Here is a 22,844-nt window from a genome sequence, read left to right on the forward strand (position 1 = left end):
TGGCTTTTTTCTTTGAAGAGGCCTTCGAGGCTCACCCCGTTCAGTCGAACGGGATGGCGCGATTCGTGCTCTTGACCGGCTTGCCATCGATCGTGACGGCAATGTCCGAGGAGCCTGACGTGCGCTTCACGGAAACGTCGCGGGTGGTTCCATCGATCGTGACCTGGACGGAGAACCCATCCCAGGCTTCAGGCAACGACGGCGCGATATGCAGCTTGCCGCCATTGCGCGTGATGCCGAGAATGCCTTCGACCGCAGCACGATAGAGCAGGCCGGCAGAGCCCGTATACCAGCTCCAGCCGCCCCGCCCGGCATAGGCGTTTTCGCCATAGACATCCGCCGTCACCACATAGGGCTCGACACGGTAGGTCTCGGACGTTTCGCGGTCCAGGGCGTGATTGACCGGGCTCAGCATCGAGAAGCACTTCCATGCATCTTCGCTGCGGCCAAGCTTGGCAAGCGCAAGAACCACCCAGGTTGCAGCGTGGGTATACTGACCGCCATTTTCACGAACGCCCGGCGGATACCCCTTGATGTAGCCGGGATTGTGCGGCGTGCGACGGAACGGCGGAGTGAAGAGACGGATGATGCCGAGATCCTCGTCCACCAACTTGCTCATGACTGCATTCATCGCCTGCTGCGAGCGGTCGGTCTCACCCTCGCCGGACAGTACGCTCCAGCTCTGGCCGAGCGAATCGATCTGGCATTCCTCGCTGCTGGAGGAACCTAGCGGTGTGCCGTCATCGAAATAGCCACGACGGTAATAGTCACCGTCCCAGCCTGCGGTTTCGAGTGCTGCGCGCAACTTGTCGCGGTGCGTCTTCCAGCGTTCGACGCGGTCGAGATCGCGACGCTCTTCTGCAATAGCGATGAAGTCGCGCAGCGTTCCGGCCAGGAACCAACCAAGCCAGACGCTCGTCCCCTTGCCGCCAATGCCGACGAGGTTCATGCCATCGTTCCAGTCGCCACCGAGCATCAGTGGAAGACCGTTTTCGCCGGTGCGATGGATGGCGAGATCAAGCGCCAGTGCCACATGCTCGTAGAGGCTCGCCGTCTTCTCGCTTGTTTCCGGCTGGAAGAAGGCATCATGCTGGCCAGGCATCAAGGCTGCACCCTTGAGGAAGGGGATATCCTCCTCCAGGATTGCCTTGTCGCCGGTGGTGGCGATGTACTGATAGGTCGCGTAGGCAAGCCACACGACGTCATCGGAGATCGTGGTACGAACACCTGCTCCTGTCAGCGGCAACCACCAATGCTGGACGTCACCTTCGACGAACTGTCGACCAGCAGCGCGGATGATCTGCGCGCGGGCGAGATCCGGTTGGTAGAGCAGGAAGGCAAGCGTGTCCTGCAGCTGGTCGCGGAAGCCGAAAGCGCCGCTCGACTGATAGAAGGCCGTGCGTGCCAGGATGCGGCAGGAGAAGGCTTGGTAGGGCAGCCAGGTGTTGACCAGGTGGTTAAAGCCAGCATCCGGTGTCGAAACCTGCAACTGGCCGGTAAAGCCCTTCCAGAAATCCTTGTTAGCCTGAAGCACGGTGTCGAAATCCGAACTGCGGATATCCTTCACCAATGCGCGAGCCTCATCCACCGTATCGGCATCTCCGAGATAGAACAGCACATGGCGTTCTTCACCCGGCTTGAGGTGAATTTCCTGCATCACTGCCGCGCAAGGCGCGCCATCAAGCTCCGTGCTTCCGGAAAGCGCAGCACCCGTGACCACGGCCTGCGGTGCGTTGATGGTGCCAAAGCGACCGATGAACTCACGTTTGCTGGTCGTGAAGCTGGTCGACGGTCCATCGAGCGACAGGAACGACGTTCTCTCATTATAGTCGATGCTGTAGGGGTTGGAGGCAAAGAGTGCCCCGGTGTCCTCATCATGACTGCTCAGAATGAACGGCGCAGACTTCTGCGGGTTGTTTCCAAGCACCCACTCGACGTAACCATAGGTCTTCAGGCGGCGGTTCTGCGTTCCGACGTTGCGGATCGTCAGACGCGAAAGCTTGACCGGCTTTTCGCGATCCACCGTCTGCGTCACCTCGATATCGAGACCGTCATCGACGCTGCGGAAAGTGGAGTAACCGAGACCATGGCGGGCTTCGAAGACCGCTTCCGGGTTGCGACCGATGGCAGCAAAGGGCGAATGGATCTTTCCGCTTTCGGCATCGGCAACATAGATCGCCTCACCCGGTCGGTTGGTAACCGGATCGTTGGTCCACGGTGTCAGCTGATAGTCGCGGGAATTGCGGCTCCAGGTGAAGCTGGCGCCTTCCGCTGAAACATGGAAGCCGAATTTCTCGTTGGAGATGACGTTGATCCACGGATGCGGCGTGGACTGTCCACGGTTCAGCCGCACGACGTATTCGCGACCATCCTTGGTGAAGCCACCAAAGCCGTTCCAGAAATCGAGATCCTGAGTGTCTTCGACGGGATCGGCAACCGGATAGGCGGGTGAGGGCAAACGCGCGAGCGTCGCATTGGCATCCGGTCCACGGTTGGCCGCAAAGAGCGACACGGCGCGGTTGACCTGGTCGACGATCTTGCCGTTGCGCACGTGAAGCACGACGCGAGATGCGGCCAGAAGTGCTGCCCAGGTTTCCTCATCCATCAAGTCACGGCGCACCGAGAAGACATGCGGTCTTCCGCCATCCGCCGGGTTGATGCGGCGCTGCGCTTCGGAGATGTGATCCAGCGCATGCTGCATATCCTGCGCATAGGATGCGGAGCGCTCATTGACGATGACGAGATCGAAGATCACGCCGCGCGAGCGCAGATATTCATGCGCACTCAAGGCTTCACGGACGATATCCATGTCCATGTCGTCATTGATGCGCAGCGCGAATATCGGGAAGTCGCCCGAAATCGCCAGCGACCAGAGGGAACGCTGCGAGGCGAGACCGGTTTTCAGCGTGTCCGCATCGGCGCGCAGATGCATGTCCGGATACACAAGGTAGCGACCGAGATGCTGGAAGGCTGCTGCCTGCTGCGAGGAGACGCCGACATGGCGCATCTGCACCTGGGTGCGTGTCCAGGCATGAACAAGTTCATGCGCGAATGCATCCGGGTGACGATAGCGATCGATCGCCTTGTCGACATCCTCACGGCCAGGCGCTGCAATCGTCCAGAAAATCACGCTGACCTTCTTGCCGGCAGGCACGCGCACGACGCGACGCAGCGACAGGATCGGATCAAGCGTGAAGCCATCGGAATTCGAAAGCGTCGCTCCCTGATCGAAGGCGGCAGCCTCTGCAAGTGTGCGGCCACGGCCGATGAACTTGGCGCGATCGGTCTCGTATTCCGTCGCGCGAGACGTGCCGGCATTGTCTGCCGCCAGATGCGCGATGATGGTATCGGGATCGCTCGGCGAACGCTTGTTGCGCCATGCGCGAATGACATCGCCGCGCTTGCCGATTTCTGTCTGCACGAACATGCGCGAGAACAGAGGATGGGCGTTGTCGTCGTCCTCCTTGCCGATCACCGGCTCGAGATAGGAGGTCACTTCGATGTAGCGATCTTCCGTCCCGACGTTAAGGAGGGTGATACGACGGCCTTCAGCATCATGCTCGGTGGCAACGATGCACTCGACGACGCTCTGCAGATCGCCCACGGTTTTGTGGAATTCGGCACGATCGTCCATGAAGACAGTCTTGGTCTTTTCTCCTTCCGCAACGCGTGGTTCTGCGGTCGCACTCCACCATTGGCCAGTCGTGGTGTCGCGCAGGAACAGGAAGGTACCCCAACGGTCTTCCGTTGGATCGGCCTTCCAGCGGGATACCGCCTGGCCGTTCCACTTGGAGTAACCGGCACCGGTTGCCGTCAGCATCGTGGAATAGTGGCCGTTTGACAGGAACACCACGTCGCGATCGCGGATGGCCGGATCGGTCACCGTGCGGATTTCGGCGCGCAGAAGATCCGCCTGTTCCTTGCCGGGAGTTTCCGGCTCGTACTTGGCGCTCATCACCGGCACTTCGCGCGGTGCTTTTTCCTGCAGCAGCAGTTCGGCTGCTTCAATCACCGGATCGGCATGGAACAGTTCACGCAGGAAACCGTCGAAGGCGACGTTGGCGACAGCCGCAATCGACATGCCATGGTGGTGGGCATAGTAGTTGTAGACGACGGCACAGACCTTGCCATCGGGAACGCGGGTCGGCGTAAAGTCCACGGCATCGTGGAAACCATAGCGACCAAGCGCGCCCAGCTTGCGCAGCTTCTCGAGGTTTTCGAGCGCCGAGTCTGGATCGTACTGCGCGGCGAGAATCGACGCATAGGGCGCGATGACGGCATTCTGGCCAAGACCACGCTTGAGGCCGAGCGTCGGAACACCGAAGTTGGTGTACTGGTAGTTCATATTGTGGTCGCGGGCATTGAAGGCCGCTTCGGAGATACCCCAAGGCGTGCCGAGACGGCGACCGTGATTGATCTGTTCACGAACGATCAGATTGTTGGTCTGATTGAGGATACCACCCTGACGCTCCTGCATGACGAGCGGCGGCATCAGATATTCGAACATCGAACCCGACCAGGAAACCAGCGCGCCCTGCGCGCCGATCGGCACGACCTGACGGCCGAGACGATACCAGTGCTCCGTCGGCAGATCGCCCTTGGCAATCGCAAAGAGCGAGGTCAGGCGGCATTCAGAAGCCAGCAAGTCGTAGCAGGCCTCGTCCAACTCCTGGCTTTCCACACGGTAGCCGATCGAGAGCAGACGGCGATCCTTGCGGTAGAGGAAGCCGAAGTCCATGGAAAAAGCGAGATTGCGGCTGCGATCGCGAAGCGAGGCAAGACGCTCCCGCAGCGAATCGATCGTGGAGTGATCGAAGGCGCTGTCGGAAATATGCGCTTCACAGCAATCCACCAGCATCTGCGCCCAGCGGGTCATTTCGGCGCTTTGCTCGGACTTCACTTCCAGATCGAGATTGGCCGCAAGTTTCTGAATGTCACGCGCCAGAACCGCAAGGTTGATGACGCGGATCGAGGCGAACTCGTGCTCGCGCTTGACCGAGGTAAGCGCGTTGGAGAAGCCGATGATGCGCTCTTCCAGACGGCGGTGCAGCGGACGCAGGTTCTTGCGGTCGTCCGGCAGTTCTTTCAGGCTTTCGCGAACGATGCCCGCGACATCGCCGATACCGTCGAGATTGCCCTGAAGGTGAGCCGACGGCGCTTCCGCCCACTGGCGGCAGGCAGAGGAAATGGCGATCAGATGGCCGGCGAGGTTACCGCTATCCACGGCGGAAACGTAGCGGGGGCCGAGCGTCTGCAGCGTATCGGTATGGTACCAGTTGTAGAGGTGACCGCGATACTTCTCCATCTTCTCTACCGTCTCGATGGTCTTTTCCAGACGCTCGATCGTGTCGGAGAAGCTGATCCAGCCAAACTGACGGGCAGAAATCGTCGACAGCAGGTAGACGCCGATGTTGGTCGGCGAGGTACGGCTGGCAACGATAGGCTCCGGCGTCTCCTGGAAGTTGTCCGGCGGCAGATAGTTTTCGTCCTTGTTGACGAAGGTCTCGTAATAGCGCCACGTGCGACGCGCGATCTTTCTGAACTCACTCGACACATGCTCTGAAACGAACATGCGGTCTTCGGTTTCCGCAGACTGGCTGACATACCAGGCAACTACCGGCGAGAAGACCCACAGAAGAGCGAACGGGACGCCGACGAGGAAGGCATTGTCACCAGGGAGCGCTGCGAACAGAAGGCCGAGGAGAGCGACGACCGGCGCATGCCACATCTGACGATAGTAATCGAAGACGCTGCCCTGGGCGCTGGACTGCATGCTGGCGGCGGTACGCCATTCCAGCAGCAGCTTGCGGCTGACAAAGAGACGATAGAGCGAACGTCCGATGGCATCAGCCATCATGCAAGCGCCGTCGGCAATGAAGACGATGCGGAGCGCGACCTGTGCATTGGTAGCGCGGATTTCCGACCAAATCGTGTGGAAATGCGCCTGGGGCACGATATCCGTTGAACGCGGCACAAGGCCCGTCAGAAGCGAGATGGTCGGCGCAACGAAGAGCGAGAAGATCAACAGAATCTGCCAGATCAGCGCGCCGAACGGGTCCATGAAGTACCAGCCGAGAACAGACGCCACGAACCAGGCGATCGGGGTCAGCGAACGGCGCAGGTTGTCGATCATCTTCCAACGGCCGAGCGCGGTTACACCGCGTGCGGCATCGAGAATGTAGGGCAGCAACTGCCAGTCGCCACGCGCCCAGCGATGCTGGCGCGAGACTTCGACCTCATAACGGGTCGGGAAATCCTCGACGAGTTCCACGTCCGTCACCAATGCACAGCGGGCAAAGGAGCCTTCAAGCAAATCGTGAGAAAGAACGGAATTCTCGTCGATGCGGCCCTTCAGAGCCTTTTCGAAGGCATCCACATCGTAAAGGCCCTTGCCGGTAAAGGTGCCTTCTGCGGTTAGGTCCTGGTAGACGTCGGACACGGTAAACACGTAAGGGTCGATACCGCGGTTGATCGAGAAGACGCGCTGGAAGACCGACGCATCCTTACCCGTCGTCAGCGACGGCGTGACACGCGGCTGCAGCAGACCATAACCATGGATCACACGGCCGGTTTCCGGATCGTGAACCGGACGGTTGATCGGGTGATGCATCTTGCCGACGAGCTTGGTGACGGCATCGCGCATCAGACGCGTATCGGCATCCAGCGTCATGACATATTTGACATCCTTCGGCACGGTGTTCGCACCGTTGAGGAAGGTCGTGTCCTTGTCGCCGCGCAGCAACAGGTTCAGTTCATGCAGCTTGCCGCGCTTGCGTTCCCAGCCCATCCAGCACCCTTCGGACGGATTGTAGATGCGGCGGCGATGAAGCAGGAAGAAGCGGGTTTTGCCGTCAAAGGCGTAGCGCGCGGAGAGGTTCGCCACTTCGCGCTTGGCATATTCCAGAAGCTCCACATCCTCGGTGGTCTGCTCCTGCTGCGCATCGCGCCAATCGCTGATCAGCGAGAAATAGATCTCGCCATGGGGATTGGCGAGATAGTGGACTTCCAGATTGCGGATCATCTCGTCAACCGCATCGCGGCTGGTGATCATGCAAGGCACGGCAACCAGGGTGCGGGCATCTTCAGGAATGCCGCTCTTGAACTCGTAACCGACAAGGCGGAACGGTTTAACGAAGAAAGTGACAAGCGTGTTGAAAAGACCTGTCGCGCCTTCGGAGGCTGGAAGTGCAAACATCAAGAGGAACGCGCTGACGACATACCAGGGCATGCCGGCTTCAGCCAGGAACCAGCCAACCGCCAGCATAGCAATAGCTGTCAGAACCAGAACCGGGACAGCAACGGCAAGCCAGTTGAAGCGGCGCATGGTGCGCACGACGCGCTGGGCAAACAAGGGATTGTAGCCAATGCGTTGCTCCAGTTCCTTGCGGCGCTGACCGACGAGGAAGGCGCCGACATTCGGCTGATGCGGATAGGCATCATTCGACGTGGCGGCTTCCGTCACCATGTCGACAGCAAGCTGAGCCACCTCAACTTCGGTCTTGCTGGAACGGCGCGCCAGCAGCTCCACATTGTTGCGGTAAGTGTTGCGCGAGCCGAAGTCGAGCGTTTCGTAGTCGGTCTGCTCGCGCAGAACCTTGTCGATGTGGCTGACGTCTTCGAACCAGACCGACCATTCGGTGTCATCGATCTCACGCAGGCTCTTGACGATATTGCCCATCGTCACGTTGCCAGAGGCAAGGCGGTTGTGCTCCGCCATCATAACGTTTTCAGCGTCAGTGCCGACGCTGTTGAGACGCTCTTCCAGCCAGTTCAGTGCGAAGTTCGAGGTTTGCGAGCCGTTCTTCAGACGATAGAGGAACTGGGTCGCGAATGTCGGGTCATCGACCAGCGGGTCGATCTGCTTGAGGAATTCCGCCGAAGGCTCCGCCTCGTTGAGACGGATGATCTCGTCCACAACCTCATTGGCCTTGTGGCGCATGCGGCGCGAGCGCTCGACACGAATGGAGATGCGGCGCAGGTTCTCGATCAGCACGAAGCGCAGGAAGGACGGCAGCGCCCAGATTTCACCTATCTGTAGCGTCTTGTTGGTCTGGAAGCCTTCGACCAGCGCCGTCAGACTTTCGCGCGAAACCGTGCTGTGGGTGTGGGCGACAAAGAGCCATGCCAGTGCCAGAGCGCGCGGGATTTCGGCATTGCCGATCCGCATCGTCGGCAGTTGCCGATAGAATTTCTTCGGGAAATCGCGACGGACTTCCTGGATGGCTTCTTCGATCACATAGTGATTGTCGAGCAGCCATTCCGCAGCCGGCGTGATGGTCAGGCCGTTTTCCGAATCTACCGCCGTGGTGCGATAGACGCGCAGAATTTCCTTCTCGTTCTCGCGGTGACGCGCGAAGAAGTCGAACTCCATGAAACCGGGAAGGGAGGCAGAACCTGAGTGCGACAGGTCTGCCCCGCAAGCTTTAAGCTCGTCTATGTTGAAATAGACAGAGCGGATCGAGTCGTTGTGATCGATCTGCTTGGTTTCGGAGTCACGGGCGGCGGCGGTCGGCGTAATATGAAATGACATCGGCTCGTATTCTGGACCCTGAGTGAAATGCTGAGGCTAGTCTTTAACCCTTAACTGTTTCGGAGTTCTCATCGAGAGTGAAACAATGTGGCAAGCTTTATTTCGTGCTGATCCTGAACCTTTGCTGAACCACCGCGGACCAGCGCACGGTAGCGAGAAACAATCTTATCGCCCGACATGGTGAAATCGGGGCATTCGGATTTCACTATATAATATCAATAGTTTCTCGAGAACGAATTGGCGTCTAAGGGAGCATGACCCCAGAACCAGACATTTCGCAAAATTCCCCCGCGAAAACGCTGCTGCCTTTCCCCGATATCTCCCCATATCCGCTTGGCATTCTTCTTCCTGACGTGATGTGATCAGAAGGTTTTGAATGTTTCAAGGCATTTTCAGTTCCATGCCATCTGTTTGATTGCCGCGCAAGAACACAAATCCAGGCCAATAACAGCACGCCCTTATCAAGACGGTCCACTCTTGCTATTCATGATCGATGAAGAATGCGCCGGCCAGCAACCGCTGCGGCAAAGAGACGGAACAGCAAAGCATGACACTCCATCCGGTGACCATTTCCTCGTCGTCCAACGTCATGGAAGAGGTGGTTGAAATCCGCCGCCATCTGCATCGCAATCCGGAGATCGGCCTATCCGAATTCAAGACGTCCGATTTCGTCGCAGAGCGCCTGACTAAAATGGGCTACGAGGTAACGCGAGGCCTCGCAGGCACCGGCGTGGTCGCCACCTTGCGCAATGGCACAAGCAATCGCAGCGTCGGCATCCGCGCCGACATCGATGCCCTGCCGATCCACGAGGAAACCGGCGCCGACTATGCCAGCGAGACACCAGGCATGATGCATGCCTGCGGCCATGACGGCCACACCGCCATGCTGCTGGGCGCGGCGAAGATCATTGCTGAGCGGCGCAATTTCGACGGTACGATCCATCTGATCTTCCAGCCGGCAGAAGAAAATTTCGGCGGCGCGCGCATCATGATCGAAGACGGCCTGTTCGACCGCTTTCCCTGCGACGCAGTCTTTGCCCTGCATAATGATCCAAGCCAGCCTTTCGGCCATTTTGTTTTGCGTGACGGCCCGGTGATGGCGGCAGTGGACGAATGCAAGATCACCGTCAACGGCTATGGCGGCCATGGGGCAGAGCCGCAAAGCGCCTCCGACCCGATCGTTGCCGGTGCCAGCATCGTCATGGCGCTGCAAACGGTGGTCTCGCGCAACATCCACCCGCTGATGCCAGCCGTCGTCACCGTCGGCGCGTTCCATGGCGGCAAGGCAAGCAATGTGATCCCGGAAACGGCGGAAATGCTGCTGACCATCCGCTCCTTCGACCCTGAAGCCCGCGATGAACTGGAAAAGCGCATTCGCATGATCGCCGAAGGTCAGGCCGCAAGCTACGGCATGAGCGTGACGCTGGAGTATGAGCGCGGCTATAGCCCGACCGTCAATCACAAGGCGGAAACGGACTATGTACGGGCGCTTGCCACGCGCTTTGCCGGGGCCGACAAGGTGCTGGAGATGGAGCGCCCGACCATGGGAGCGGAAGACTTTGCCTATATGCTGGAAAAGCGCCCCGGCTCGTATTTCTTCCTCGGCACCAAGCGCACCGACAACGACCCGCCGCTGCACCATCCGAAGTTCGACTTCAATGACGATATCATTCCGATCGGAACCGCCTTCTGGGTGGAGCTTGCGGAAGATTTTCTGAAAGCTGACTGAAGCTACTCAGTGGCGGGCGTTCTGAAGCGGCGAACGTAATCGGTGCTGTAGAGCGCGCTTTCGCGAAAATCGGACGATGCGAGCCCGTTACCAACGAAGATCATTGCGGTGCGCTCGACTGGCTCTTCCGCAAGAAGGGATTCTATATCGGACAGCGTACCGCGAATAACACGCTCTTCCGGCCACGAGGCTCGCACGACGATGGCCACCGGGCAATCCGCGCCGTAAAGCGGCGTCAGCTCCTCGACCACCTGCCCGATGGCATGAATGGCGAGATGGATGGCAAGTGTCGCGCCTGTCGCGCCAAAGGCCTTGAGGTTTTCGCTCTCCGGCATTTTGGACGCGCGACCGGAAACACGCGTGAGCACCAGGCTTTGCGCCACTTCCGGCACCGTCAGTTCCCGCTTCAAGGTAGCCGCCGCAGCTGCAAAGGACGGCACACCAGGCGTCACGGTGTAATCGAGCCCGAGCCGTTCCAGACGGCGGATCTGCTCGCCCATGGCGCTCCAGACGGAAAGATCGCCGGAATGCAACCGCGCTACATCCTTGCCCTCCTTCGCAGCCGCAACGAACTCGGCCTCGATCTCGTCCAGCGACAGGGCTGCAGTATCGACGATACGTGCGCCTGCCGGGCAATAATTCAGCAGCGCCTTCGGCACCAGCGAACCGGCATATAGGCAGACGGGAGAAGCGGCGATCAGATCGCGACCGCGCAGCGTAATGAGATCTGCCGCACCGGGGCCAGCGCCGATGAAATGAACCGTCATGTCTTGTCTCCAGACGTGGCAAAGGCCACGGTAATATCGCCGACGATCATGCGCGGCGCGATCAGTTTCGACGCTTCGCCAAGCGCTGCAAGTGCGGCTGCCTCGCTGACGCTTGGCGAACCGGCATATTTTGAGCTCAGTTCTGACCGGGTCAATGCGCGGTTCGCAGCGGCCTCGAAATCGGCCTGCGCCACCACGACGAAGGCCATGCCGAGCCGTGTTGCTGCTTCCAGCAAGGCGGGCTCATCCGCCTTGATCGGTGCCGTCGCAATAAAGTCGAACGCTACGCCGAACTTGGCAGAGGCCTGCGCGAGCGCGGCCAGGACGGCCTCCGGGCTGACACCCTTGCGGCACCCGATCCCCGCCACGATCACGGCATGTCCTTCGGTTTGACCCAGGACCATTGCGTGACCGGCATGGCGGCACGCCAGCCCTGCATCTGCCCGACCGGGGATGCGCGTGCAACCTCAAGCCGGATCAGGGAGCCGCCGAGTCGTGATTGTGCCGAGAGCAGCATGGCCTCCATTTCCAGCGTCACGGCATTGGCGACAAGCCTTCCGTCCGGCTTCAAGGCGCTGATTGCGCCCTCCAGAACCCCAGCCTCGCTGCCGCCGCCGCCGATGAATATGGCATCCGGCGTCGGCAAGCCTTCAAAGGCTTCGGGTGCGGTGCCAATCACCACGTCGAGACCCGGCACGCCGAAGGCTTGCGCATTGCGCATGGCGCGTTCTGCCCGCTCGGCATTCTGTTCAATACCGATAGCCCTGAGCGATGGGTGAGAGAGCATCCACTCGATGCCGATCGAGCCGGAACCTGCGCCTATATCCCACAGCAGCTCACCATGGCGAGGTGCGAGTGACGACAGCGTGACGGCGCGGATTTCACGCTTGGTCATCTGCCCATCATGCTCGAAAAGCGCGTCGTCCAAACCGCTGGCAAAAGGCAGTATCCGCGCAGCCTCATCGGCAACGACCTCGATAGCAACCACATTGAGCGGGTCTATATCAGCAAAGTCAAAGTCCTTTGCCGTCGTCGCGCGGGGATTTTCGCGGGGACCGCCAAGCGCTTCCAGCAAGTGGAAAATTGACCGGCCAAAACCGGTCTCCTTCAGAAGAGCGGCAATCAGTGCCGGGGCGCTGGCATCGGACGTGAGCGCGATGATCTTCGCACCGGACTGAAGATATGGGCGGATCAGATCGATGGAGCGCCCATGCAGGGAAATGCATTCGGTGTTCTGCAACGCCCAGCCGAGCCGCGAGGCGGCAAGCGAAATAGCCGACGGGGCTGGATAGGTGATCACTTCACCCGCATCGATGTGTCTCAGCAATGACACCCCGACGCCATGGAAAAACGGATCGCCGGAAGCCAGCACACAGACCTTTCTGCCCCTGAGCGCCACGACATCCGTCATGGCGACATCGAAGGGGACAGGCCAGGGGCGGGGCTCGCCTTTGATCGCACCAGAGACCAATCCGAGATGGCGCTTGCCACCGAAGACGACCTCGGCATTTTCGATGGCCTGGATGGCATTTGCCGGCAAACCGGCAAGACCATCCTCGCCGATACCGACGATGGAAAGCCAAGGCACAAGTTTTTCGCTGGCGACAGAGGATATTCCGTCATATTCAACGGCCATGACACGCTCCATCCTCATTCTCGGCGGCACGGCGGATGCCCGTCTTCTGGCCGGAAAGATTGCCGACGAATCCGGCTACCGGATTTTGCTGTCCATGGCGGGCCGTACCAAGGAACCGGCGAAGCAACCCGTGCCGGTTCGCGTTGGCGGCTTTGGCGGCGCAGCTGGACTGAAGACCTTCCTCACCGAGGGAGGCTTCGATCTGCTGGTGGATGCGACCCACCCTTACGCGGCGCGGATTTCCGCCAATGCTGCCGAGGCGGCTAGGCTGACCGGCGTGCCTCTGGTCTCGCTGTCGCGTCCGGCCTGGGTCGAAGAAAAGGGCGACCGATGGGAAAGGGTTGGCAGCATGGAGGAGGCGGTGACCGCCTTGGGGAGCATCCGCCGATACGCCTTTCTGGCGCTTGGTCGGCAAGAGCTTTTGCCCTTTGAAACCGCACCCCAGCACAGCTATCTGATCCGCAGCGTCGACCCCGTGGAGCCGCCACTTGCCGTGCCGAATGCGCGCTACATGACCGCCCGAGGACCCTTTGCGCTTGCAGACGAAATCGCCATGTTGAAGGGAAACGATATCGACGTCATCGTTTCGAAGAACTCCGGCGGCGCAGCGGCCTATGCGAAAATCGAAGCCGCACGCGTTCTCGGCATTCCGGTCATCATGATCGACAGGCCACCCCGCCTGCAATCCAGTGCCATAGGCATGCAAGTGCTGGATATCGAGACTGCGCTGACCGCCATCCGCCATCAGCTTTCCCTTCTGGAAAAACGCGGCGAATAGACCAGAGACGGCTGGTCCTGACGGTCGATAATGCGTGTCTCGACCGACCCGACAATGATGCAGGTCGCCATATCCGCCATATAGCTCGACGCTTCTGATAGGGGCACGACGCGCATACGCTCATCGGCGCGCCCGGCAGCGCGGCCGAAAATCACCGGCACCGAGCCCGGCAGGTGCGCCCGCAGCACATCGAAGGCCGTTGCCAGTTGATGCGGTCTTGCCTTGCTGACGGGATTGTAGAAGGCCATGACGAAACCGGCTTCAGCTGCGGCCACCAACCGTTTTTCGATCAGTGACCAGGGCTTCAAATTGTCGGAGAGCGAAATGGCGCAGAAATCGTGACCGAGCGGTGCGCCCGCCCGTGCCGCGACAGCGAGCATGGCCGTCACCCCTGGCACAACCGAAAAGTCGATGTCGCGCCATTCGGCAGGACCGTTCTCAATCGCCTCGCAGACGGCCGCCGCCATGGCGAAGACGCCTGGATCGCCGCCTGAGACAACGCAGACTTTTCCGCCAGAAGCGGCCAATGTCAGCGCTGCCTCCGCGCGTGAAATTTCCTCGCGATTATCCGATGCGTGACGCCGTTGGTCTGGACGCAGAGACAACCGGTCGAGATAGGGAATGTAGCCGAAGAAATCCTCCGCCGCATCCACCGCAGCCAGCGCCTCCGGAGTGATCTGCGAAAGGCTTCCTGGCCCCAGACCAACGACCGTCAAACGTCCGGTGGAGGACGAGCTCATGCAGGCTCTCCCGCCGGGCGATCCTTCCAGCCGGGCACGAGAACCAGAGAGAAATAGGGAGCGGGTGACTCGTCGCGCTCGATCAGGCGTATGGCATGTCCATTGGCCATGGTGCCGCGTTCGACATAGAGCGCGCCTTCCAGCTTACCTGCCTTTTCCAGCGCGCGGCGGATTTTCGGCAGGTTGCGACCGACCTTCATGATGACAGCGCCATCCGTACCCGAGAGCCGCTCGAAAAGCGCAACCTCATTCAACGTACCCGGCAGGACGCTCAAGATATCGTCGCCCTGCACCAGCGGCAGTCCGGTCATCGACCAGCAGCCGGACATGGCCGTGATCCCCGCAACGACTTCCGCCGGATAATTCGGCGCAAGTCGAAGATGCAGATGCATATAGGAGCCGTAGAAGAGCGGATCGCCCTCAGAGAGCACGGCCACGGTGCGTCCGGCATCCAGATGAACGGCGATATCGCGTGCCGACTGATCGAAAAAGGCGGCAATCGCGCCGCGATAGTCGTCACCGTTCTTGTCGCTTTCGACCGTGACAGGATAGACAAGCGGCATTTCCAGCGTACCGGGCCGGATAAAGCTTTCGACGATGCCGCGGCCATTGCCCTTGCTGCCGCGCTTGCAGAAAAAGGCAATCACATCCGCAGTCTCGATGGCGCGCACGGCCTTCAGCGTCAGAAGATCGGGATCACCCGGACCGGTCCCGACGCCGATGACCTTGCCCTTCAGCGCCTTTTCCGGTGCGGGATCGTAAAGTGCGGCACTCATAGGCCAGCCCTCGCAACGGCATTGACGGCGGCAGCCGTCATGGCGGAGCCGCCCATGCGGCCCTTTACGATAGCATAGGGAATGCCGAGCGTGCTGTCTTCCAGCGCATCCTTCGATTCCATTGCCCCAACAAAGCCCACCGGCATGCCGATGATCGCCGCAGGCCGCGGGGCGCCTCTTTCCAGCATTTCCAGGAGATAGAACAACGCCGTCGGCGCATTGCCGATGGCAACCAAAGCGCCGTCGAGATGATCGGCCCAGAGATCGAGTGCGGCGGCTGAACGGGTATTACCAATGGTCTTTGCCAGCTCCGGTGTGCGCGGATCGCGCAGCGTGCAGATGACGGCGTTGCCGGCCGCCAGACGCGCCCGTGTGACGCCATGCGCTACCATTTCCGCATCGCAGAGAATGGGCTTTCCAGCAGCTAGGGAGCCGCGTGCGGCTGACACGAAATCCGCAGAAAAGCGGAAATGCCCGGCCGCCTCGACCTGCCCGCAGGCATGGATCATGCGAATGGCAATATCCGCCTGTTCGGGCGTGAAGGCGGTAAGATCCGCTTCCTCACGGATGATGGCAAAGGAGCGCTCATAGATCGCATCGCCATTGCGGATATAGTCGTAAGTCGTCATGTCTCGTCCTGTCGGAGCGCCGCAATAACCCTGTCCTTGCCCAATCGGACAAACAGGCTGCGGGCATTTTCTCCGGGCTTATGTTCTTTTTCATAGAGGCGGGCAAGCCGGGAAAGCCCGGCCTGCGCTTGAGAGCCAGCCAAAACCGCGTCCGAGGGCGCCGAAACCTTGGCCTTATAGCCAAAGGAGAGGCCGCTAGCTGTGCCGGAAAAGGCAAGAAGGGCGGGCGCTGGATGGGCGCACCCCTTGCCGCAACCGGAGAGGTGCAGCGTTAAGGAGCCATCCAGCATATCGCGACACTCTTTGGCGGCAAACGCGGCCAGCGATTGAACCGGGATGAAAGCCGATGCGCAGGCAGGCGCACCGGCACAAACGGCGATGGAAGAGCGCGTATCGCCATCGCTGACGACGAAGCCGGCACTCTCGGCGTAATCGAGAAGGGAGTGACATGCGTCGTTTTCGCCCACCGCATAGAACCCATGCTGCGGTCCGGGCCTGATGGATTGGACACCGATATCGCGCGCCTTCCTGCAAAGGGCAGACAGGGCATCCGAGGTGATGTGTCCGAATGCGGGCGCGATGACGGCAGCAGAGAGATTATCGTTCAAGGGCCAAAGCCTGCGCTGGTCTGCGCGCTTTTTCGTATCCGCATGTCTGTTTGAGGTCAGGGCAGTGGGCGGGACAGGCGAAAGACGATCCCCACACACCGCATGCACCGTCGCCCGATCCAAATCACGGCCCCGCACATCCGGCCCCAATTCGGCGAGGTGGACGAGAAGATCGATGACGCAATCGGCAGCATCATGAGTTTGGACTGCCCCGGCGAGCAGCGCCTTGTCTTCCGTACCACCCAGCATCAGATGCCAGACAATGCCAACCTCATGCTGGATAGCCTTCAGCCGAATATCGGCAAGCAACCCACCCATCGAAACCATACCATCGCCATCGACGATCACCGACATCTTGGCCGCGAGCTTGGCATCAAGACCGAGTGCTGCGGCCCTTTTACTGATCCGATCGAGGATCGGCGCGGCATTGGCGACCTCGCTGCCGTCGATCCCAGCAATCGGCGACATTTCCACCGCAAGGCCTTGGCGCAAAGGAAGGTCCAGTGCGAGCACATCGCGCTCCAGCAGAACAGCGCTTTCGGCGGTCAGCCCACGAAACTGAAGGCTGCCGCGCGCGGTGACATCGAGAAGGCCGTTACCGTGACGGTGTGCGAGAGCGGAAAGGGAATCGAGAGCAGGTGGCGCAAGACCATCAGTGAAAGCCACGCGCGACAACAGACCGTCGCCGGTCTGCATCGGTGCGGACAGGGCAGGGCAGGCGCCACGGCGGGAAAAGGGCTGCACAGAAGGAAGCGGGTTCAAGCCGAAACCCTCGCCGATGGTGCCGCCGATGACCGTGGTGCGATCAGCATCTCCAGTTCCGCATCAACCGCATTGCGGCGGCTGTGCCAGAGGTTGCGGTGGCGCGCGGAGAGGAAGCGCTCGGCCATCAACTCCGCTGCTTTCGGGTTCTCCCGCAGGATGAAATCGCGCACCTCCTCATTGCCGAAATAGGCATCATAGACCGCTTCGATCAGCGATGAGGAAACGGCTTGCGTGATTTCGGCAAAACCGATCAACCGGTCGACGGTCTCGGCAAATTCGGCGGCACCACGCGGGCCGTGGCGCAGCTGCCCGGCAATAAAGCGCGGATTGATCGCGCGGGCGCGCACGACCCGGATAATCGCCTGCGCAATAGATCTGGCACGCGGGCGGGCGGGATCGGTCGTGTCGAGCGCCACCACATCCGCCGCTTGCCCAAGCTTGGCCTTGGCAGCGGCAAAGCCGCCGATGAAGGCGACGTCCGACGAGCCATCCAGCAGATCGCGCCCCGGATCATCACCGGTATGAACTAGAAGCTCGGCGCGTCCGACCTGGCGCGCAAACCCCGGATCAACAACGATCTCCAGCCCATCGGGCCCGCCAAAGGCGTGGCTTGCGGCATCCAGATAGGCTTGGCCCAGCGCCTCGCGCTCGTCCCAGTCCCCACGCGCAATCGCGTCTTCGATACCCGCGCCATAGGTGCCAGGGGCCGACCCGAAGATGCGTGCCGGCACATGACCAAGAGAGGCTGTCTCCTCAGCGAGCGGATTGTCGCCTGGGGACTCTTCCCGCGCCGCAATCGCCCTTGCCGCCGCATCGAGAAGCGCGATGAGAGCCGGAAACATATCGCGAAATAGGCCGGAAATGCGGAAGGTCACATCCACACGCGGGCGCCCGAGCGCGGCCGGTGGCAGAACCTCGATGCCGTTCACCCGGCCGGTCGCCTGATCGTAGATCGGACGCGCGCCCATCAGATGCAGCGCCTGTCCGACATCTTCGCCGCCATTGCGCAAAGACGCAGAGCCCCAGAGATCCAAGACCAGATGGCGCGGCCAGTCGCCATGGCTTTGCAAATAGTGGCGCAGCACCTCTTCGCCTGCGGCCTTGCCCAACTCGAAGGCGGTCGGCGTTGGCATGGTGCGCGGGTCGGCAGCGTAAAGATTGCGCCCTGTCGGCAGGACGTCCAGCCGTCCTCGGGCTGGCGCGCCGGAAGGGCCGGGCAAAATGTGGTAGCCGTCCAGGGCGGCGAGCAGCGCTGCCTTCTCGCGGATCGCACTCTCGCGCCTCAGAGAATCCGGCTCATCATCCGCGCAGCGCCCGAAGACATGCTGGCCGTCCTTAATGGCGAAATCCTTCAGATCGCACAAAAACGCATCGATCCGCATCAGCGCCGAATCCGCATCCTCCTCCACACCGATACCGGCATCGGCGGCAAGCCCCGTCTCGAAGGCCTTTTCGACAATCAGCTTGGCCAGACGATCGCGGCGGCGGCGATCGAGCCCATCGGCCTGGGCATATTCATCGACCAGCTGTTCGAGTGCAGCCTGCTCCGGTGAAAGACCGGCGGACACCAGAACGGGGGGAATATGCCCGATGGTGAGGGCGGCAATGCGCCGTTTGGCAACGGCAGCCTCACCCGGATTGGAAACGATGAAGGGATAGATGACCGGCAGCGATCCGGTGACGATCTCCGGGAAACAGGCTTCCGACAATGCGACCGTTTTCCCGGGCAGCCATTCCAGCGTGCCATGCGCGCCGACATGGATGATGGCATGGGCGTCGAAATCCTCCTGCATCCACGCGCCGAAGGCGCCCAGCGCATGACGCGGCGGCAAGGCCGGATCGTGATAATCCACCCGCCTGTCCGCCTGCCGTCCACGATCCGGAGCAAGCGCGACGATGACGGAGCCAAAACGGGCGGCACGGAAGCGGAATGACCTATCGATAACGGCCTCGTCGTCAGCCGCGTCACCCCAGGCGGATACGATAGAGGTGCAGGCGGCAAGCGGGAGACCGTCCAGAAAGTGCTGGTAGCGAGATATCGGAAGACTGGCGCTCTCCGCCTCGATCCTATCCAGCAACGCTCTTGCCGTTTCCGGAATATCGCCAACCGCATAGCCCGCATCACGTAGGTCGCGCAGCATCTCCAAAACACTTTGCGGCACATCGAGACCGACTGCATATCCGGTGCGACCGGGTGCAGCACCCGGATAGTCCGGCATGAGGATAACGAGACGCCTCTCCGCCACCGGCGTCTGCGTCAACCGCAGATGGGCAGCGATTCGGTCCACGACCTGGGCCACACGATCCGGCTCTGGCGCATTGAGCAGTCCTTGGCGCCCTGAAGGATCGGACTGCTTGAAGGAGATGGCACCGGCCAGAATCCGGCCATCCAGTTCCGGCAGGACCACATGCATGGCAAGATCCGATGGGTTGAGGCCGCGCATGTTCTCAGCCCAGGCATCGCGCCGCGTCGTGGCCATGATGACCTGGAAAACCGGCACGCCAAGCCGGTCGAACAGGCTTTTGCCGTTCTCATCCGTCTGACTGGCGAAGGCCGTTGCGGCGATGATGGCCGCAGGCTTCAGCGGTGCCAGCGTGTCTTCCAGAAACAGAATCGCCTCACCATCCTTCAAGCCACTGACGAAAATCGGCAGGGGGGCAAAGCCACGGTCCTTCAGCGCCTCAAACAGCACATCGATGGGCGCGGCATCGGCTGCCAGAAGCATGGAACGGTAAAAGAGAATGGGCAGCTTTGGAGCTTCTGGCGGAAAAGCGGAGAGCGCTTGAGCAAGATCGACCACGCCAAGGTCTGGGATATAGAAGCCGGATTTCGGCAGCGGCTCCGGCTCGACATCCGGCCAGACGCCTTCCTTGGCAAAAGCGGTGAGGCCTTCGCAAAGACGACGCATGTTCTGCTGCCCGCCTTGCCGGAAGAAGGAGAGGACGGAGCCAAGCTGGCCCTGATCGACCGTCGATTGCGCTTCGAGCTTTTCATCGCGCTCGCTGCATTCGCCTGGCAGAAGCACGAGCTTGATGCCGCGCCGGCGCGCCATCATTGCCAGCTGATCAACGCCGTAGCGCCAGCGATCCGCGCCACCCAGAAACCGGATAAGGATCAGCTTGGCATGCTCCGCAGTCTTTTCGATCCAGAGATCGACCGACATGGGATGGCGAAGCTCGGACAGATTGGCGACGCTGAGTGAGACGCCGGAGCCCTCCGGCCATGCCCGCTGCAAACCGGCAAGGTCGCTTGAGGAGAACGACAACACCACCACATCCGCCTGCGGCTGGTTGAGATCAACCGGCTCGATCAGGTCGTCCAGAGACGATGATGTGGTGGCGAGGATATGCATGACGCGTCAGGCCGCCAGCATCTGTTCGATCTTCTCGCGGTTGAGGCCCTTTTCACCGATCACGACGAGCGCCGAACGGCGTACTTCGCCTGCGGCCCAGGGGCGGTCGAAATAGTGATTGACGCGCGCGCCGACGGCCTGAACCTGAAGGCGCATGGGCTTGGACGAGACTTCGACGAAACCCTTGATGCGCAGAACGTTCTCAGACGCCGCGGTCTGGGCGATACGTTCTGCCAAGGCCTCCGGATCGGACACCGCACCGAGTTCGACCACGAAGCTGTCGAATTCGTCGTGATCGTGGTCCTCTTCCTCATCATGATGGGTATGGCGGTTTTCGATATCGTTTTCGACTGCCAGCCCAAGCCCGATCAGCACGGCAGGATCGATCTGGCCGTGGGAAGCAACGACGATCTTGGCGGCCTTTGGCAGATGCTCGCCGATATGCGCCTTGGCACGCTCCAGACCTTCGGCATCGAGAAGATCGGCCTTGGTCAGCACGATCAGGTCGGCGCAGGCGATCTGATCTTCGAAGACTTCCTCGACCGGATCGTCATGGTCGAGCGCTTCGTCATTGGCGCGCTGGGCGGCGAGCGCGTCCATGTCATGCGACACCATGCCTTCGGCAAGTGCCGCACCATCGGCAACGGCAACGACCGCGTCGACGGTGACGCGACTCTTGATCGCCGGCCATTGGAAGGCCTGGACCAGTGGCTTGGGCAGCGCAAGACCGGAGGTCTCGATCAGGATATGCTCGACCCGCGGCTGGCGGCTCAAGATCTCCTCGATGGCCGGCTGAAAATCATCCGCGACTGTGCAGCAGATGCAGCCATTGGCAAGCTCGACAATGTTTTCTTCCGGGCAGCTTTCGATGCCGCAGCCCTTGAGGATGTCCCCATCGATGCCGACATCGCCGAACTCATTGACGATAATCGCCAGACGCTTGCCATCGAGCTTTTCCAGAAGGCCGCGCAGCAGCGTGGTTTTGCCGGCGCCCAGAAAGCCGGTGACGATGGTGCAGGGAACGCGCTCTAGCGTGGTCATGATGTCTCCTCGAGGAAATTCAAAGGGGGGATGCGCGCGACCATGCCGCGCTTCAAGCTGTCCGGACGCCCGCGCCAAGGCATCAGGCCGTCGGTGGAACTTTCAAGCAGGCGCGCGCCGGTGATCAGATCATCGGCATGATCGGGCGTCAGCCCGCCGAAGACGTAAGACCAGCCATCGGCACTGCGCATCGCGGCACTGGCACCACGCTTGCAATTGGCAAGGCAGTTGACGCTGCGTACCTCGATATCGGCTTCCGCACCAAGCGCGATCGCAGCCTCTGCCAGCAGCGCGCCGAGGCGCGGCTCGGCATTCGGTTCTGCCTCACTACGGCAACTGCGGCAGACATAGACAACAAGACCGGAAGCTTTCTGCTTTTCGGTCGATCCTTCCGTCCGAGACGATGTCGCTGTAATATCCAAACCGAGCCCGCTTCCGCCGTTAAAACATGCAAGGGGTGCGGTGCCGAAGACGGAATGCGAGACAGCGCAAACCGATATTCGGCGCAACCGACTGACCGGAGCACCCCGCCCGGCAGACGTTTTTTTCTGAAACGGCAGGTCTCCTGGCTTGCGGCTTGAATAGGCGCCCTTGCACCGCCTTCCCGGATCGAAATCCAGTGGCTTTACGGTGCGGGCTTGCCGCTTACAGTTGCGGGGGCAGCCACGGATTGACCCGAGAAGCGGGCGGAACCGTGTTCCCTCTTAGCTTTTCCCGTTGCCGGAAAAAGACCGTCAGTGCCTTACCTTTACGGGCAAGCTGGCTTGCGGTCAATGCGCGGATTCTTGAGCGATGCTCTCGGTGCCATTGCCGAGAAGGGCGTTTTGACTATAGTCGCCGCTTCCAAAACAGGCTCGGAAGGACGTGGACATCATGACACGCGAGATCAGCGACAGTGACGCCGCCCGCCACCGCGAGAAGATGGTGAACCGCAAGAGCGTGCAGGATGCGGAAGTAGCCGAGAAGACCATCGAGAAGGGTCTATTGATGGTCAATACCGGCCCCGGCAAGGGCAAGTCCACCGCAGCCTTCGGCCTTGCGCTGCGCATGCTCGGCACGGGCCGACGCGTTGGTATCGTCCAGTTCATCAAGGGCGCGTGGTCGACCGGTGAACAGCAGGCGCTGACGCTTTTTGGTGACCGGGTGGAATGGCGCACCATGGGCGAGGGTTTCACGTGGGACACTCAGGACCTGAAACGCGATATCGCCGCGGCAACCAAGGCCTGGGAGGAGGCAAAGCTCCTGATGGCGGATGAGACGATCGGTCTTCTGGTTCTGGACGAATTGAATATCGCGCTTCGCTACGATTATCTGGATCTGGCGGACGTTGTCGCCACCTTGCAGAGCCGCCGTCCCGATCTGCACATCATCGTGACCGGGCGCAATGCCAAGCCGCCGCTGATCGAGGCAGCAGACATGGTGACGGAGATGACACTGGTGAAGCATCACTTCAAGGCGGGCGTCAAAGCCCAATCCGGCATCGAGTTCTGAT

14 protein-coding genes and 1 riboswitch are annotated in these 22,844 nt (G+C 60.8%); of the genes, 3 read left to right on the forward strand and 11 right to left on the reverse strand.

Annotated features, from left to right (window positions below):
* Nucleotides 1–40 precede the first annotated feature (40 nt).
* On the reverse strand, nucleotides 41–8,530 hold the full coding sequence (locus tag ACQZ5M_RS12800; protein ID WP_449079912.1) for a GH36-type glycosyl hydrolase domain-containing protein: 8,490 nt from the start codon (nucleotides 8,528–8,530) through the stop codon (nucleotides 41–43).
* Between the two features lie 589 nt (nucleotides 8,531–9,119).
* Here ACQZ5M_RS12800 and ACQZ5M_RS12805 point away from each other — a divergent pair.
* On the forward strand, nucleotides 9,120–10,259 hold the full coding sequence (locus ACQZ5M_RS12805; protein WP_449079959.1) for a M20 aminoacylase family protein: 1,140 nt from the start codon (nucleotides 9,120–9,122) through the stop codon (nucleotides 10,257–10,259).
* A gap of 2 nt (nucleotides 10,260–10,261) precedes the next feature.
* Here the strand turns inward: ACQZ5M_RS12805 and cobM are convergent, their stop codons facing one another.
* Genes cobM through cbiE form a run of 3 tightly spaced genes read right to left on the reverse strand, consistent with a single transcriptional unit; the run spans nucleotide 10,262 to nucleotide 12,662 of the window.
* The gene (gene cobM, locus ACQZ5M_RS12810) at nucleotides 10,262–11,026 is read right to left on the reverse strand and encodes a precorrin-4 C(11)-methyltransferase (protein ID WP_296076763.1); all 765 of its coding nucleotides are present in this window, start codon (nucleotides 11,024–11,026) and stop codon (nucleotides 10,262–10,264) included.
* Nucleotides 11,023–11,400, reverse strand: coding sequence for a cobalamin biosynthesis protein (locus ACQZ5M_RS12815; protein WP_363315911.1), 378 nt, complete (start codon nucleotides 11,398–11,400; stop codon nucleotides 11,023–11,025). The genes cobM and ACQZ5M_RS12815 overlap by 4 nt, the downstream gene beginning before the upstream one ends.
* Complete coding sequence (gene cbiE, locus ACQZ5M_RS12820) at nucleotides 11,397–12,662, reverse strand: precorrin-6y C5,15-methyltransferase (decarboxylating) subunit CbiE (RefSeq protein ID WP_296076765.1); 1,266 nt, start codon at nucleotides 12,660–12,662, stop codon at nucleotides 11,397–11,399. The genes ACQZ5M_RS12815 and cbiE overlap by 4 nt, the downstream gene beginning before the upstream one ends.
* On the opposite strand from cbiE, the gene ACQZ5M_RS12825 reads away from it, so the two are divergent.
* On the forward strand, nucleotides 12,661–13,440 hold the full coding sequence (locus ACQZ5M_RS12825; protein ID WP_449079913.1) for a cobalt-precorrin-6A reductase: 780 nt from the start codon (nucleotides 12,661–12,663) through the stop codon (nucleotides 13,438–13,440). The genes cbiE and ACQZ5M_RS12825 overlap by 2 nt on opposite strands.
* Here the strand turns inward: ACQZ5M_RS12825 and ACQZ5M_RS12830 are convergent.
* Genes ACQZ5M_RS12830 through ACQZ5M_RS12860 form a run of 7 tightly spaced genes read right to left on the reverse strand, consistent with a single transcriptional unit; the run spans nucleotide 13,407 to nucleotide 21,774 of the window.
* Complete coding sequence (locus tag ACQZ5M_RS12830) at nucleotides 13,407–14,180, reverse strand: precorrin-3B C(17)-methyltransferase (protein WP_449079914.1); 774 nt, start codon at nucleotides 14,178–14,180, stop codon at nucleotides 13,407–13,409. The two genes, ACQZ5M_RS12825 and ACQZ5M_RS12830, sit on opposite strands and share 34 nt — an antisense overlap.
* A complete protein-coding gene (locus ACQZ5M_RS12835; protein WP_449079915.1) occupies nucleotides 14,177–14,956 on the reverse strand; it encodes a precorrin-2 C(20)-methyltransferase in 780 nt (259 codons plus the stop codon). Before ACQZ5M_RS12835 ends, ACQZ5M_RS12830 begins: the two co-directional genes overlap by 4 nt.
* Nucleotides 14,953–15,585 carry a precorrin-8X methylmutase gene (locus ACQZ5M_RS12840; protein ID WP_449079916.1) on the reverse strand — a complete coding sequence of 211 codons (633 nt, stop codon included), beginning with the start codon at nucleotides 15,583–15,585 and terminating at the stop codon, nucleotides 14,953–14,955. Before ACQZ5M_RS12840 ends, ACQZ5M_RS12835 begins: the two co-directional genes overlap by 4 nt.
* Nucleotides 15,582–16,955, reverse strand: coding sequence for a precorrin-3B synthase (gene cobG / locus ACQZ5M_RS12845; RefSeq protein ID WP_449079917.1), 1,374 nt, complete (start codon nucleotides 16,953–16,955; stop codon nucleotides 15,582–15,584). Before cobG ends, ACQZ5M_RS12840 begins: the two co-directional genes overlap by 4 nt.
* Nucleotides 16,952–20,311, reverse strand: a complete 3,360-nt coding sequence (cobN, locus tag ACQZ5M_RS12850; protein ID WP_449079918.1) for a cobaltochelatase subunit CobN — start codon at nucleotides 20,309–20,311, stop codon at nucleotides 16,952–16,954. The genes cobG and cobN overlap by 4 nt, the downstream gene beginning before the upstream one ends.
* A 6-nt stretch (nucleotides 20,312–20,317) precedes the next feature.
* The gene (gene cobW, locus ACQZ5M_RS12855) at nucleotides 20,318–21,355 is read right to left on the reverse strand and encodes a cobalamin biosynthesis protein CobW (RefSeq protein WP_449079960.1); all 1,038 of its coding nucleotides are present in this window, start codon (nucleotides 21,353–21,355) and stop codon (nucleotides 20,318–20,320) included.
* The gene (locus tag ACQZ5M_RS12860) at nucleotides 21,349–21,774 is read right to left on the reverse strand and encodes a DUF1636 domain-containing protein (protein ID WP_449079919.1); all 426 of its coding nucleotides are present in this window, start codon (nucleotides 21,772–21,774) and stop codon (nucleotides 21,349–21,351) included. Before ACQZ5M_RS12860 ends, cobW begins: the two co-directional genes overlap by 7 nt.
* Before the next feature lie 116 nt (nucleotides 21,775–21,890).
* A riboswitch (cobalamin riboswitch) is annotated at nucleotides 21,891–22,103 on the reverse strand.
* A 122-nt stretch (nucleotides 22,104–22,225) separates the two neighbouring features.
* Here ACQZ5M_RS12860 and cobO point away from each other — a divergent pair.
* Nucleotides 22,226–22,843 (forward strand): cob(I)yrinic acid a,c-diamide adenosyltransferase, encoded by a 618-nt coding sequence (gene cobO, locus ACQZ5M_RS12865; protein ID WP_449079920.1) that lies wholly within the window; start codon nucleotides 22,226–22,228, stop codon nucleotides 22,841–22,843.
* Nucleotide 22,844 lies beyond the last annotated feature (1 nt).

The organism is Rhizobium sp. 22-785-1, assembly GCF_053521965.1.

Bases quoted from the DNA above. Each gene is read 5' to 3' on its own strand.
- ACQZ5M_RS12800 (WP_449079912.1), bottom strand. From the start codon at position 8,530: ATGTCATTTCATATTACGCCGACCGCCGCCGCCCGTGACTCCGAAACC.
- ACQZ5M_RS12805 (WP_449079959.1), top strand. From the start codon at position 9,120: ATGGAAGAGGTGGTTGAAATCCGCCGCCATCTGCATCGCAATCCGGAG.
- cobM (WP_296076763.1), bottom strand. From the start codon at position 11,026: ATGACGGTTCATTTCATCGGCGCTGGCCCCGGTGCGGCAGATCTCATT.
- ACQZ5M_RS12825 (WP_449079913.1), top strand. From the start codon at position 12,661: ATGACACGCTCCATCCTCATTCTCGGCGGCACGGCGGATGCCCGTCTT.
- cbiE (WP_296076765.1), bottom strand. From the start codon at position 12,662: ATGGCCGTTGAATATGACGGAATATCCTCTGTCGCCAGCGAAAAACTT.
- ACQZ5M_RS12830 (WP_449079914.1), bottom strand. From the start codon at position 14,180: ATGAGCTCGTCCTCCACCGGACGTTTGACGGTCGTTGGTCTGGGGCCA.
- ACQZ5M_RS12835 (WP_449079915.1), bottom strand. From the start codon at position 14,956: ATGAGTGCCGCACTTTACGATCCCGCACCGGAAAAGGCGCTGAAGGGC.
- ACQZ5M_RS12840 (WP_449079916.1), bottom strand. From the start codon at position 15,585: ATGACGACTTACGACTATATCCGCAATGGCGATGCGATCTATGAGCGC.
- cobN (WP_449079918.1), bottom strand. From the start codon at position 20,311: ATGCATATCCTCGCCACCACATCATCGTCTCTGGACGACCTGATCGAG.
- cobO (WP_449079920.1), top strand. From the start codon at position 22,226: ATGACACGCGAGATCAGCGACAGTGACGCCGCCCGCCACCGCGAGAAG.